12 protein-coding genes are annotated in these 14,228 nt (G+C 59.9%); 9 read left to right on the top strand and 3 right to left on the bottom strand.

The features are described 5' to 3' along the window. Window positions 1–160: 160 nt before the first annotated feature. The 3 genes from E5K00_RS18330 to E5K00_RS18340 all read right to left on the bottom strand — a co-directional run bounded on the left by E5K00_RS18330 (window position 161) and on the right by E5K00_RS18340 (window position 4,928). Complete coding sequence (locus E5K00_RS18330) at window positions 161–874, bottom strand: RluA family pseudouridine synthase (protein ID WP_135464724.1); 714 nt, start codon at window positions 872–874, stop codon at window positions 161–163. A 116-nt stretch (window positions 875–990) separates the two neighbouring features. Continuing rightward, window positions 991–1,806, bottom strand: a complete 816-nt coding sequence (panB, locus tag E5K00_RS18335; protein ID WP_135464725.1) for a 3-methyl-2-oxobutanoate hydroxymethyltransferase — start codon at window positions 1,804–1,806, stop codon at window positions 991–993. Window positions 1,807–2,024: 218 nt separating this feature from the next. Continuing rightward, a complete protein-coding gene (locus E5K00_RS18340; RefSeq protein WP_135464726.1) occupies window positions 2,025–4,928 on the bottom strand; it encodes a putative LPS assembly protein LptD in 2,904 nt (967 codons plus the stop codon). A 69-nt stretch (window positions 4,929–4,997) separates the two neighbouring features. Here E5K00_RS18340 and E5K00_RS18345 point away from each other — a divergent pair, with 69 nt between their 5' ends. From E5K00_RS18345 to poxB, 9 genes are all read left to right on the top strand, one after another. Beyond that, on the top strand, window positions 4,998–5,804 hold the full coding sequence (locus tag E5K00_RS18345; RefSeq protein WP_135464727.1) for an N-acetylmuramoyl-L-alanine amidase family protein: 807 nt from the start codon (window positions 4,998–5,000) through the stop codon (window positions 5,802–5,804). A 75-nt stretch (window positions 5,805–5,879) separates the two neighbouring features. Next, window positions 5,880–6,911, top strand: coding sequence for an MlaD family protein (locus E5K00_RS18350; RefSeq protein ID WP_135464728.1), 1,032 nt, complete (start codon window positions 5,880–5,882; stop codon window positions 6,909–6,911). Between the two features lie 206 nt (window positions 6,912–7,117). Further along, window positions 7,118–8,746, top strand: a complete 1,629-nt coding sequence (locus E5K00_RS18355; protein WP_135464729.1) for an acyl-CoA carboxylase subunit beta — start codon at window positions 7,118–7,120, stop codon at window positions 8,744–8,746. Next, window positions 8,746–9,240 (top strand): hypothetical protein, encoded by a 495-nt coding sequence (locus E5K00_RS18360; RefSeq protein WP_135464730.1) that lies wholly within the window; start codon window positions 8,746–8,748, stop codon window positions 9,238–9,240. Before E5K00_RS18355 ends, E5K00_RS18360 begins: the two co-directional genes overlap by 1 nt. Window positions 9,241–9,808: 568 nt before the next feature. Further along, window positions 9,809–9,952: a hypothetical protein gene (locus E5K00_RS22890; protein ID WP_167856869.1), complete on the top strand. Its 144-nt coding sequence runs from the start codon at window positions 9,809–9,811 to the stop codon at window positions 9,950–9,952. A gap of 276 nt (window positions 9,953–10,228) precedes the next feature. Beyond that, complete coding sequence (locus tag E5K00_RS18370) at window positions 10,229–10,411, top strand: hypothetical protein (RefSeq protein ID WP_135464732.1); 183 nt, start codon at window positions 10,229–10,231, stop codon at window positions 10,409–10,411. Window positions 10,412–10,514: 103 nt separating this feature from the next. After that, window positions 10,515–11,126, top strand: a complete 612-nt coding sequence (locus tag E5K00_RS18375; RefSeq protein ID WP_135464733.1) for a hypothetical protein — start codon at window positions 10,515–10,517, stop codon at window positions 11,124–11,126. A 452-nt stretch (window positions 11,127–11,578) separates the two neighbouring features. After that, on the top strand, window positions 11,579–12,157 hold the full coding sequence (locus E5K00_RS18380) for a DUF1572 family protein (RefSeq protein ID WP_135464734.1): 579 nt from the start codon (window positions 11,579–11,581) through the stop codon (window positions 12,155–12,157). A gap of 304 nt (window positions 12,158–12,461) precedes the next feature. Then, complete coding sequence (gene poxB / locus E5K00_RS18385) at window positions 12,462–14,189, top strand: ubiquinone-dependent pyruvate dehydrogenase (protein WP_135464735.1); 1,728 nt, start codon at window positions 12,462–12,464, stop codon at window positions 14,187–14,189. Window positions 14,190–14,228: the final 39 nt, after the last annotated feature.

The raw sequence follows: 14,228 nt of genomic DNA on the forward strand, positions 1-14,228 counted from the left end.
GGCTGGCTATAAGTTCACATTTGCCAACACAAACCTACGGCCACGCTGCGGGGTGGTCAATTAATCAGCCTAAAACGCCAAAATCTTGTTCAGTGGGAGCCAGAGCAAGGCGAGGCAGTTGGAAGCCCGGGCAAACAGGGCCGGGCCGCAACGGCAACTGCTAGAGCGTGTAAAAGGTTTGAGCGGCTTCCCAGTGGGCCATTTCCGGCACCGGGGCCCGGAAGCACATGGCCTCGCGGGTCACGGGGTGCTCAAACTCCAGCTGCCGGGCGTGCAGCGCGATGCTCACGTCGGGCAATGGGTTGAGAAAACCATATTTCACGTCGCCGACAATGGGCGTGCCCAGGCCGGTGGCCAGCTGCACCCGGATCTGGTGGGGGCGGCCCGTAATGGGATTCACCTGGATCAGGAAGCGGTTGCCGGCCTGGCCCAGCACTTGGTAGTCGAGGTCAGCTTTCAGGCCCTGAGGGTGCATTTTGGGGTAGGCCTTGGTCACGTTGCGAATCGGGTCTTTCACCAGCCAGTGCGTCAGGTGGCCGCTGCTGGGCTCGGGGCACTTGCCCACCAAGGCCCAGTAGGTTTTGTGCACCTTGTTGTCGCGGAACATCTCGTTCAGGCGGCTCAGGGCCTTGCTGGTTTTGGCCAACGCTACCACCCCGCTCACGGGCCGGTCGAGACGGTGGGCCACGCCCACGAAGGCCGCGCCCGGCTTCTTGTACTTGAAGCGCAGGTATTCGGCGGCTTTCACCGACAGCGGCTCATCCCCGGTATTGTCGCCCTGCACCAGAACGCCGGCGGGCTTGTTGAGAATGAGCAAGTGGTTGTCTTCGAACAGAATTTCCTTCTGCTCCGACCAAATGTTAGGACGATTCACTGGAGTGCAATTATGAATTATGAATTATTAATTATGAGTTGTGACCATCAACGGCTTTAGCACGAGGTGGCACAACCAGCTAATTCACAATTCAGAACTCATCATTCTTAATTAAATTAATACGCCTCTTCGGCGCTGGGGAAGTCGTGGTCTTTGACGTCTTTTACGTAGCGCGTCACCGCGTCGTGCATCAGGTCGGCTAGCTCGGCGTAGCGGCGCAGGAAGCGGGGCTTGAATTCCTTGGTGATGCCCAGCATGTCGTGCACCACCAGCACCTGCCCGTCCACGTTGGGGCCGGCCCCGATGCCGATTACGGGAATGGACAGCTTTTCGGCCACCTGCTTGGCCAGGGCCGACGGAATTTTTTCCAGCACCAGGGCAAAGCAGCCCAGATCCTGGAGCAGCTGCGCGTCTTCGATCAGCTTCTGAGCTTCGGCTTCTTCCTTGGCCCGCACGGTGTAGGTGCCAAACTTGTAAATGCTCTGGGGAGTGAGGCCCAAATGGCCCATCACCGGAATGCCGGCCGTGAGAATGCGCGTAATCGACTCCTTGATTTCGGCGCCGCCCTCCAGCTTGATGGAGTGGGCCCCGGATTCCTTCATGATGCGGATGGCCGAGCGCAGCGCCTCCGAGGAGTTGCCCTGGTACGAGCCAAACGGCATGTCCACCACCACTAAGGCGCGCTTCACGGCCCGCACCACGCTCTGGGCGTGGTAAATCATCTGGTCGAGGGTGATGGGCAGCGTGGTTTCGTGGCCGGCCATGACGTTGGAAGCCGAGTCGCCGACCAGCAGCACGTCGATGCCCGCCCCGTCGAGGATGGTGGCCATCGAGAAATCGTACGCGGTAAGCATCGAAATCTTTTCGCCGCGCTGTTTCATGGCCAAAAGCTGATGCGTGGTGACGAGCTTAACTTCTTTGTGCTGCGACATGAGAGGAAACGGCTAAACCGGAGTGAAAGAATAATGGCAAAGCTGCGGATTTTTTGCCAGATCCGGCTTACTGGGCCCCGAAAGCCCACTCTGCGGAACAACCCCAAACCGACCCGCGCCGGCCCGTAACCCGCTTGTTGCTAGTTAGATCAAATGAAGCCGCCGCCCGCAGTTCAGGTGAAGCGTGGGCGGCGGAAAAAACCAGGGCTGCGTTTGGGCTACCGATTCATGAAGGAGCGGTTGCGGTTCAGCTTCAGGTCCTGGAGCAACGACGACTTGGCGGCAATGGTCACGAAGTAGCCGCGCGTGAGGCCGAAGGGGCGCCAGTTGCCGGTGATCTGCCAGCAGTGCAGGTCGCGGTAGAAGTCCAGGGACGGAGCCACGATCTGCTTGCTGATGAAGTCGTAGCTGGCGTTGTAGCCGAAGCGGAAGTTGCTGGTCAGCTTTACCGAGCCGCTGGCCGTGATGGAGGCCGAGCTCACGGCCGGGCGGCGCAGCACGGTGCCGCGCGAGGGCAGCGGGCCGGGGTCGTCGTAGCGGGTGGTGAAGCTGGCGGCCAGCTCCCACGGAATCTCGAAGTCCACGTAGTCCTCGTAGGGATTCACGCGGTTGGGCGTGCCCAGCGTGGGGTCGTTGGTGGGAGCCACGGCGCGGGGCACCGTCGACTTCTTCTTGCCCTGGGCCGGGTTGAACTGGTAGCTCAGCGACAAATCGGCGGTGGCCAGGCGGGCCAGGCGGCGGCGCGACTGTTCCAGCAGGTACTTATTGAGCAGGCGGCCGGTGGAGTCGCGCTGGTAGAAGACGAAGTTGGCGTTGACGTTCACGTTGAGCTTGCGCGCAATCTGGGTGCGGAACACGGCCGACAAGGGCTGGAGGCGGAACGAGTCGGCGGCGAAGTTGTAGCCGCTGCTGAAATCCAGGCCGTCAATCAGGCTGACTTTCTCGAACGGGGTGGTGCCGGTGGTGTCCTTGTCGTTGCGTACCTTCATTTCCACCTGGTTCTGCAGGTTGAAGCTGACCTGCCGGACTTCCGTGCCGCTGGGCGTGCCGTAGAGGAAGCCGTTGTAGCGCGAGAAGCTGACCGGGTTCAGGATGCGGCCCGTGGCGGGGTCGAGCTGGTTGTAGCGCTGCCCTTCGCTGTTGGTCAGGTTGCCAAACTGCTGGTTGACGAAGTACAGGCTGCTGCGCTGGGTGTAGTCGGGCGAGTAGCTGAAGTTGGCGCTGGGCGTGAGCTTATGGCGGATAGCCTGAATCTTGTGGGTGCCCTTGCGCACCACCGTGCCGTAGATGTTGGTGCCCACGTTCACGCCCGCCGACCAGTTGTAGACCCGGTTGAAGCCCCGCACCGTGTCGATGCGGACGGCCTGGGCCACGGAGTTGTAGGAGTAGTCGAGGCGCTTGCCGTACCACACCTCCCCGTAGTTGACGGAGGGCGACACGTTGAAATACTTGATGACCGGCAGCGGAATGGTGTAGCTGCCCAGGGCAATCTGAAACTGGTGCTGCACGCCGGTCTGGGCGTTGCGCAGCAGGGGCCGGATGTTGGAAAAGCTGACCGGCAGGATGCTAGCTTCGTTGGTGCCGCCCAGCAGCGGAATGCCGTTGCTGAGGGTGCGGGCGGGCACCGAGTTGCTCAGGCGGTTCTGGCCCGTGAGGGTGTAAGCAATGGAAAACTGCTCGTAGAACCGGCCCCGGGGCGTGATGCCCAGCAGCTCGTAGGGGTACTGGCGCGCCACGCCCACCGTCACGTCGGGCAGGGTAAAGTCCATGGTGCCGGTAGCCGTGTTCTGGCTTTGGCTGAACTGCAGCGCGTAGTTGATGGGCGAGTTGCGGATCTGCTTCTGGTAGCTGACGTTGGAGCTGAAAGCCGGCGTCAGGTAGCGGCGCTGGTCGAAGCTGTTCTGCTGGTTGTAGTCGTTGCTGCCGGCCTGCACGCTGGCCGAAAACCGGCCCCCGCCGGGCCGGGGCACCGGCGAGTGGCTCCAGCTCAGCCAGAACGTGCGCGGCGAGCGGGGCTTGCGGTACTCGTTGTTGGTATTCACCGTGTTGGAGCGCAGAATCAAATCGGCGGGGCGCTGGCTGTAGCTGAAGTTGAGCAGGCCGTTGTAGGCGTAGCGCTTCAGATACTGCATTTCGGCCGTGGTGGCAAAGCCCCCGAAGGCGTCGGCGTTGCCCGAGTAGATGTCGCCGGTGAGGCGCACCCCGATGTTGTCGTTGACCACCCAGTAGTAGCCACCGTTGCGCAGGGCAAAGCCCCGGTCGGATGTCTGGCCGAAGGAGGGGAAGATCAGGCCCGAGGCCCGGCTTTTGCCCGGGGTGGGGAAGTAGCCGAACAAAAAGCCCAGGGGCGTGGGAATGTCGCCGATAACCAGGTTAAACGGCCCGGTCACCACCTTTTCCTTGGGTATCACCTTCATCTTGGTGGCGTTGATGAAGAAGTGCGGGTGCTCCAGGTTGCAAGTGGTGTAGCGCCCGTTGCGGCCGAAGATTTCGTTCAGCTCGTTTTTCTTGATGGTTTCGGCGTGCACGTAGCCTTCGCCCTGCTGCGTGACGGCCTCGGCAATCTTGCCCCGCTTGGTTTTGAAGTTGTAGTTGATGCGCCCGGCGGTGTAGGTGCCGCCGCCGTCGGCAAACACCGGCTTGCCCACCACTTTGCCGGTCGTGTCGGCCGCGCCTTCGGCTGTAAGCAGGTTTTTGCTGTAGTCCACCGTAATCTGGGCGGCCTTCAGGTTCATGTCGCCGTAATCAATCAGGGACTTATTGTAGAGGCGGGCGACTTTATTCTGCACCTCAAACCGAATCGAGTCGGTGGCCGAATATTTAATGGTGGTTTCGATGTCGCCTTTGGGCCTAGCCGACACCCGCAGCGAGTCGCCGGCGCGGCTGCTGTCGGCCCCGGCCAGCAGGCCCGCGCGCCGGGTGGTATCGGGCCGAATATCGGTCAGGCGGCGTCCGTTGGGGTCCAGGCGCGGTACGGCCACGGGCGTGGCCGGGCGCGGCGTACCTTGGCTCCAGGCCATAGTACTACTGCCGAGCCAGAGCAGGGCCACCACCAGCAGGGGGTGCCACCGGCGGGCACGGGAAGGGAAAGTAGGCAGGATAGACAGCGTAGACAGGGCCACGTGGTTTTTATCGTTTATTTTGTGGCTGTTTGCAAAGGTAACGGGTAGCTGCCCCAACTAACGAACTCCGTGCGGAATATTGTCGCTCTTTGCCTGGCGGGCCTGGTTTTTCTTTCGGGCTCGTCGGGAGCCGTAGCCCCGGGCACGCCCGGCCTGCCGCCCCAGAAGTATCATCTGCGCACCGTGGTCCTGGATGCCGGGCACGGCGGGAAAGACCGTGGCTGCACCGGCGTAAAAGCCCGGGAAGCCGACGTGTCGCTGAAAATCATTCTGGAAGTGGGCCGCCTCATCGAGGAAAACATGCCCGACGTGAAGGTCGTCTACACCCGCAAAACCGACGTGTTCGTGGAGCTGGCCGACCGGGCCGGCATTGCCAACAAGCACGGGGCCGACCTGTTCATCTCGGTGCACTGCAACGCCAGCTCGCCCGGGGCCTACGGCACGGAGGTCTGGACGATGGGGCCGCACAAGACCGAAGCTAACCTGTCGGTGGCCAAGCGCGAAAACGCCGTAATTCTGCAGGAAGACAACTACAAGGAGCGCTACAGCGGCTTCGACCCGACGTCGCCCCAGAGCCACATCCTGTTTTCGCTCTACCAAAGCGCCCACATGGTGAACAGCCTGCGCCTGGCCCAGAAGGTCGACCGGCAGTTCCGGACCACCGTGGGGCGGCACTCGCGCGGCGTGAAGCAGGCGGGCTTTCTGGTGCTCTGGAAATCGACCATGCCCTCGGTGCTGATCGAAGCCGGCTTCCTGACCAACCGCTCCGAGGAGCAGTACCTCAACGATAAATCGGGGCAGTCGTATATGGCCTCGGGCATCTACCGGGCTTTCCGGGATTATAAGTCCGAACTCGAAGCCATGAACGCGGAATAAGCCGGCTTCAATCCTACCGCCTTGATGTTAGCGTTTCGTATCTGCCCCTTCTACACTCTCAAGCCCTGACGCAGCGTGTCAAAAGAACTTAAAGTAGCCCTGCTGGGCATCGTGGCCCTGGCCGCCCTATATATCGGGTTCAACTTCCTGAAAGGCAGTAACCTCTTGTCGTCGGACCGCACCTACTACGCCAAGTACGACAACGTGGACGGCCTGACCGTGGGCAACCCCGTGATTCTGAACGGCGTGAAAGTCGGGCAGGTGAAAAACATGGAGCTGCTGCCCGAGGAGCGCAACCGCATCCGCGTGTCGCTGGAGCTGCAGAAGGGCATTACCGTCGGCGACTCCACCGTGGCCAGCCTCTCGGGCTCGTTGCTGGGCAGCAAGACCATTACCCTGTTTCTGGGCAAAAACTCGCAGGTGTTCAGCGGGGGCGAGGAGCTCAAGTCCTACACCGTGGCCAGCATCACCGACGCCTTCCAGGCCAAGGCCCTGCCCGTGCTCGGCACCGTCGACTCCACGCTGATTAAGGTGAACAGCTTCCTGAGCAAGGAGGCCCGCGTGAGCTTGCAGGCCACGCTGCTCAACGCCCAGGGCAGCACCGAGGCGCTGAAAAACCTGCTGATCATGAACCAGCGCAACATCAACCAGATTACCACCAACATGGCCCAGCTCACCTCGGAGCTGAACCGGACCAGCAAGAAGTTCGACCGGATTGCCTCCAACTTCTCCCAGCTCAGCGACTCGCTGAAGGGCGCGCCGGTGGGCCCCGCCATGCGCAAGCTGAATGCCACCATGACCGAGGCCCAGACCGCCATGACCGGCGTCAACAAGGCCCTGACCGACCAGAAAGGCTCCCTGGGCAAGCTCATCAACGACACGCTGCTCTACCGCAACCTGAACGCCACGGCCCAGAGCTCCGATGCCCTGCTCAAAGATCTGAAAGCCAACCCCAAGCGCTACGTGCACTTCTCCGTATTCGGGGGCGGCGGCAAGGACAAGACCAAGAAGGAAACCACCCGGAAGCCCGACGGCGAAATCAAGGTGGAGGAGAAGAAGGTGGAAACCACGCCCAGCATCGGCGCCACCGACTCCACGGTGAAATAACCCGGCTTAGCCGTACTACAGAAACTATTACCTTTGAATCCGCCCCACCAGGGCGGATTTTTTGTGCCCCGTACCCACGGTGAAATAGTGAGGTGGTGAAATGGTGAGTTGTTGTTTCGCTGGCGCGGTTATGCTCCGTCAGAACATAAACTCACCATTTCACCACCTCACCATCTCCCCACTTCCATCTCCCCACCCACTTCCCGATGAACCTCGAATTCAACAAGAACGAAGACAGCAGTAAGCAGCTTAGCTATCAACTCTCCCAGCGCCTGAAAAAGGTGCAGCTCGGCGGCGGCGAGAAGCGCATTGCCGCCCATAAGGCCAAGGGCAAGCTCACGGCCCGGGAGCGGATAGCGTATCTGATTGACAAGGATTCGCAGACGGTGGAAATCGGGGCGTTTGCCGGCGAGGGGATGTACAAGGAAGAAGGCGGCTGCCCTTCCGGCGGCGTGGTCGTCGTCGTGGGCTGGGTGCAGGGCCGGCAGTGCGTCATTGTGGCCAACGACGCCACCGTGAAGGCCGGGGCCTGGTTCCCGATTACGGCCAAGAAGAACCTGCGGGCTCAGGAAATCAGCATCGAAAACAAGCTGCCCATCATCTACCTCGTCGACTCGGCCGGGGTGTATCTGCCGATGCAGGACGAAATCTTCCCCGATAAGGAGCACTTCGGCCGCATCTTCCGCAACAACGCCGTGATGAGCAGCATGGGCATCGTACAGCTGGCCGCCATTATGGGCCCCTGCGTGGCCGGTGGCGCGTATTTGCCCATTATGAGCGACGAGGCCATGATTGTGGACGGCACGGGCTCGGTGTTCCTGGCGGGCTCCTACCTGGTGAAGTCGGCCATCGGCGAAACCATCGACAACGAAACCCTGGGCGGGGCTACCACCCACTCCGAAATTTCGGGCGTGACGGACTACAAGTTTGCCACCGACGAGGAGTGCCTGGAGCACATCCGCAACATCTTCGACAAGCTCGGCGGCCAAGCTACGGCCGGCTTCTCGCGCAAGCCCGCCGTGGCCCCGGCCAAGGACGAGAAGGAAATCCTGGGCCTCTTCCCGTCGGATCGGGTGAAACCCTACGACATGATGGACATCATCGAGCGGCTGGTCGACAACTCGGAGTTTGAGCCCTACAAGGACCTCTACGGCCAAACCCTGATCTGCGGGCTGGCCCGCATCGACGGCTGGGCCGTGGGCATCGTGGCCAACCAGCGCAAAATCGTGAAGACCAAGAAGGGCGCCATGCAGATGGGCGGCGTTATCTACTCCGACTCGGCCGACAAGGCCGCGCGCTTCATCATGAACTGCAACCAGAAGAAGATTCCGCTGGTGTTCCTGCACGACGTGTCGGGCTTCATGGTCGGCTCGCAGTCGGAGCACGGCGGCATCATCAAGGACGGGGCCAAGATGGTGAATGCCATGGCCAACTCGGTCGTGCCCAAGTTCTCGGTGATTATCGGCAACAGCTACGGGGCCGGCAACTACGCCATGTGCGGCAAGGCCTACGACCCGCGCCTCATCGTGGCCTGGCCCACGGCCCAGCTGGCCGTGATGAGCGGAGCCGCCGCCGCCAACACCCTGCTCCAGATTCAGGTGGCTTCGCTCAAAGCCAAAGGCGAGGAAATCACCCCCGAAGCCGAAAAGGAACTGCTGGACCGCATCAAAGCCCGCTACGACGAGCAGCTCTCGCCCTACTACGCGGCAGCCCGCCTCTGGGTCGACGCCATCATCGACCCGCTGGAAACCCGCAAGGTGATTTCGGAAGGTATTTCAATGGCGAATCACGCGCCGATTGAGAAGGCGTATAATGTGGGGGTTATTCAGGTGTGATGACCATTATCCTAGAAGCAGGTTACCAAACCTACTTGAGCGAAGTTCTGCCACCAATTCGGCAGCAAGTAGAAAAGCTGAACTGGTTGGTTACCGGACTGCAATGCTGGGGTGATAATTCGCCACCGATTGAGACTTGGCATTTGGAATCATACGACTCGGCTCCATACTACAACATTGTGCCAGGTCAAACATTATATGAAGCCTTTGCTCACCGGGAGGTACAAGTCGTGTGGGGTGTTTTCTGTGGGGTGCCTGGTGATATTCCTGCCATACCACTTGAGGAAGTGCCCTATGCTGATGGCAACAGACGTATTTGGACCGAGCCAGAAGTATTTCTGTTGGCAGCTTCCGAAATCGAAATAGTAGCCTTTGATAGCAGCTTCACGCTGGTGAAATTTAGGGATGAAAGCCTGGGCCGCCAATTTCTGGAAGCATTTCCTAGCGGCAGAATCGTGCAAAGCCCTGACGATATGTTGAAGTCATATCAGTAGCAACCATGAAAACCCTCTACCTCCTCACTGGCTGCAACGATGCGGGCAAAACCACCGCCGCCCAGCCATACAACGGAGGCGTAATTCAGATATAAAACCAAGGAATGATAGAAAAAACGGTTTTTCACAACGCGGTAGTCTACTGGCTTCTAGTAGTGGGCTTGGCTAGCGGGGTGGTACTATCGGGTTACGCTTTGGTAACCGGCGTTAATCTGTTGGCTGGCTTTCGGCTGGTATGGTTGGCGGCAATACTATTTCTGGTGGTGACGAAGCATAAATATGCTTTGACAAACCTAAAGTGGTGGTTAGGTATTGGGTTTATAGCTGGGCCGGCTTTTAGTCTGGCTGGTCGTCTTCTGCATGAGACGCTGGACGGTTTTTCATCCTTCAGCGTAGAGTTCTACCTGAATAAAGCTCTGTTGCTAGTCGTTGGACTTATCCTGTTTAGTTTCGTTCGTAGCACTGTTACAGTCGAGCGAATAGAGGCGAATTGATCATTTATCTACGCAATGTTCCCGGCCTGCCGCAACGCCCGTTGCGGCGGGCCGCTTTCGTTTCCGGGGCAGTATTGTACCTTTCTGACCTCCTGGCCGGCTGCAACGGAGCGGGCAAAACTACGGCTGCCTACGCCCTGCTGCCCACGCTGCTGGGGTGCCGGGAGTTCGTGAATGCCGATGAAATAGCGCGGGGCCTCTCGCCGTTTCATTGGTAGCCCCCGCGGGGCGGCATATCGGTAGACAAATGCGCATCAAACGTTTCAAAAGCCTCAGCGGGGCGACACAATCCGTAGAACGATAAGTGTCGCCCCGCTGGGGCTTTTACCATCTTATCTACTTCCTCCCTCTACCGATATATCGCCCCGCTGGGGCTTTAGCGTAGATATTCGTCGACAATACGACCACGCCTGGACAACTCGTTGCCGAAGGGGCTGCCGGTGAAACTCTCGTCACAAATGCAGAAATTTGGCAACGGCTAATGGCCACCTACTATGACTAACCAGGAAGAAATCAACCACGTCCGGAAGCAAGTGCGCAAAGGCTTGTTGGTAGCCTCTGACAGCCTGCTGGCATTCAAGCGCTACAAGAAAACGCCAGTAGTTATCGTCCGCGACGGGCAGGTAGCGGAAGTTTCACCCGACGCATTGCCCGCGTCAGCCCAGAAAGCAGCATAAGCCACGTTGCACACTTGCTACCCCCGGCCCGCCTGCGACACCCGTTGCGGCGGGCCGCTTTCGTTTCTGTTTAAGAATTATAAATTCATAACGTAGTCGCTACATGCTACAAATAGACAAGGAGGTCTTTCGAAATAATCTGTTGCTGACGCAGCAATACTGCGAACTTCAGTTGGCTAACGCCGAGAAAAATCATGCTTCCATTTTAAGGAGCATAAATCCTGTTGTCAACGGCAAATCGATTTTTGATTTTTGTTTTATTACCAATTATAACTACGAATCTATCAGAGCTGATATACCCGAAGTGTACATCTTTGACTTCCACTCGAATTGGACGACGGATCCTTTTAATCATGATTCTCTTGACGATTCCCCTATTAACAGTCTTTTTGAAGAGCAACTGAAGCGTAAGGCTGCTCTGGTCTATGAAAGCAGCTTGGAATCGGAAGGCGGGGTTCTGGCCGTTCGGATCTGGGACACGGTTGTGGACGGGGCCGCCCAGGGCGAATCAAGAGGCTTTCTCGACGAATACGATTTTCCTCCCGTTGATACCTGGTTTTACAAAATCGTTGGGGCAGATGAAGCTATTCTATTCGCTTGGGTACCGAAGCAGTTCATGTGGTTAGTTGATCAGGGAATTGCAGTAAATGTGCCCGATATGATGGGGTGGTTTGAAAAAGAATACCCGCAGGATTACACACGGGTTATGAATTAAAGCCCCTATGTAGTATCCGATGCTTATCCGGCCCGCCGCAACGCCCGTTGCGGCGGGCCGCTTTCGTTTCGGCAGGCGTGCTTTCTGGGGAGGTGGCTTTTACAGCACTGCATAAAGGCACAGTCACCGGGATATTGCTTCTCCGCCAATACGCCCGGGCGCCTTCCCGGTGACTATGCATAAAAACAAATGCCCCAGCTCCCCTACCACTTGGTAGGGGAACTGGGGCATTTGTTTTTGCCCACATACCAGGTGGTAAGTGTCTTGGGACAAATGTCCCGCTGCACTTACCACCTGGTATGTGCGTCGGGACGTTTGTTTTTAGGCACAGTCACTGGGAAAGTGCTTTGGGACAATTGTCCCAAGGCACTTTCCTACGGGAAAGAGCAGATGGGCCGTGTTTTGGGAACTCCGCAAAGGCCGTATCTTCCCCTGACCAACCCGTTCCGGCTATGGATACCGACTACCTCAGCAGCGTCCGCAAGCAGTTCGCCTACTACCAGCTGCTCGGCGAGCAGACCTTTGCCCAGGTGCCCGACGCGGCCCTGTTCTGGCAGCCCAACCCGGCCTGCAACAGCATGGCCACCATCGTGAAGCACCTAGCCGGCAACATGCTTTCCCGCTGGACCGACTTCCTAACCACCGACGGAGAAAAGGAGTGGCGGCAACGTGAAGCCGAGTTCGACAACGACCTGACCACCCGCGCCGCCATGCTGGCCCTGTGGGAGCAGGGCTGGCAGTGCCTGTTCGCGGCCCTCGACTCGCTCACGCCCGCCAACTGGGACCAGCTGGTTTACATCCGCAACCAGGGCCACACCATCACCGAGGCCATCAACCGGCAGCTGGCCCACTATCCCTACCACGTGGGCCAAATCGTGCTGCTGGGCAAGCTCGTGCAGCAGGAGCAGTGGCAGTCCCTGTCGATTCCCCGGGGCGGCTCGGCGGCTTTCAACGCCGAGAAGTTTGCCCAAGAGCGCCACCGCGCCCATTTCACCGACGAGTCGTTGGGTGGGAACGGTAAAGTAGAATAGAGCGTCATTCCGAGCAGAGCGAGGAATCTCGCGTGCAGTCGTTGTTTCATCTGTCATCCTGAGCAGCGCGAAGGACCTTCCTCGCCTTTGTGATAAACCTGATGCAATGTGACAAAGCCCTTGGCCATTTAGCGTGGTACTGGGCTTTGTCACATCGGCAAAAACGGTAATGGAGTAGGTGAGGAAGGTCCTTCGCTTTGCGTACACCAGATGAAGGATGACAGAGGGGGAAGTGCGGGCGCTACCCGCTTCCTCCCAATTTCAGCCTGAACCGTATAGCCTTCGGACCTTATTCTGCAGCGCTATGGCGAAGAAAACCGTATCTGAAATTATTGTCGATACCCTGATTGCGGCCGGCGTCACCCGCGTCTACGGCGTGGTCGGCGACTCGCTCAACGGCATCACCGACGTAATCCGGGCCCGGGAGGGTATTGAGTGGGTGCACGTGCGCAACGAGGAAGCCGGGGCGTTTGCCGCCGGGGCCGAGGCCCACGTCACGGGCTCGCTGGCCGTGTGCGCCGGCTCCTGCGGGCCCGGTAATACCCATTTGCTCAACGGCCTCTACGACTGCCACCGCAGCCGGGTGCCCGTGCTGGCTTTGGCCGCCCAGATTCCCAGCGTCGAAATCGGCAGCCAGTACTTCCAGGAAACCCACCCCGAAACCACCTTCAAGGAGTGCAGCGCCTACTGTGAGCTGATCGGCCACCCCGACCAGGCCGTGCGCTGCACCGAAATTGCCATCCAGACCGCCCTGACCCAGCGCGGGGTGGCGGTGCTGGTCGTGCCCGGCGACATCAGCCACCAGCAGGCCGAAGCGCCCGAGCCCCGGCTGCCGGTGCTGCGCAGCAAGGCTACGCTGGTGCCCGGCCTCGAAGACCTGCGCGCCGCCGCCGACCTGCTCAACACCAGCGACAAAGTCACGATTATGGCCGGGGCGGGCTGCGCCCAGGCCCACGCCGAGCTGCTGCAAGTGGCCGAAATGCTGGGGGCTCCCGTTGTTCACGCCCTGCGCGGCAAGGAATACGTGGAGCCCAACAACCCCTACGACGTGGGCATGAGCGGCCTGCTGGGCTTTACTTCCGGCTACGAGGCCCTCATGTCTGCCGACGCCATGCTCATGCTCGGCACCGATTTTCCCTACGTGCAGTTTCTGCCCCAGGAGGCTCGCACCGTGCAGATCGACGTGCGCGGCGAGCATATCGGCCGCCGGGCCCGGGTCGAGGTGGGCCTCGTCGGCGACGTGGCCGCTACGCTGCGGGCGTTACTGCCGCTGTTGAATCATAAGTCGGACCGCCACCACCTGACCAAGGCCCTGGACCACTACCGCGAAGCCCGCCAGGACCTCGACGAGCTGGCCACCGGCGAGGACGGCGACACGAGCATGCACCCGCAGTACGTGGCCCGCTTGCTGAACGAGCAGGCTGCCGAGGACGCCATTTTCACCTGCGACGTGGGCACGCCCACCATCTGGGCCGCCCGGTATTTGCAGTTCAACGGTAAGCGCCGCCTCGTGGGCTCCTTTAACCACGGCAGCATGGCCAACGCCATGCCGCAGGCGCTGGGCGCGCAGCTGGCCTTTCCCGGTCGCCAGGTTATTGCCCTGGCCGGCGACGGCGGCTTTGCCATGCTGATGGGCGAGCTGCTCACGCTGAAACAGCTCAAGGCCCCGGTCAAAATCGTTATTTTCAATAACAACAGCCTGGCCTTCGTGGAGCTGGAAATGAAGGCTTCGGGCATTCTGAACTACGGTACCGACCTGGAAAATCCCAACTTCGCGGCCCTGGCCGAAGCCGCCGGCGTGCGGGGCATCCGCGTCACGGACCCGGCCGCGCTGCCCGCCGCCATTGCCGACATGCTGGCCCACCCCGGCCCGGTGATTCTGGACGCGGTGGTGAAGCGCACCGAGCTGTCGATGCCGCCCACCATTCAGAAAGAGCAGGTGCTGGGCTTCAGCCTCTACACCCTCAAAGCCATTATGAGCGGCCGGGGCGACGAAGTGCTGGAGCTGGCCAAAACCAATCTGCTGCGGTAGGGGAGGGGTAAAAGAACGTCATGTCGAGCAGAGCGAGGA

It is taken from the genome of Hymenobacter aquaticus (assembly GCF_004765605.1).
GTDB classification, from domain to species: Bacteria; Bacteroidota; Bacteroidia; order Cytophagales; family Hymenobacteraceae; genus Hymenobacter; species Hymenobacter aquaticus.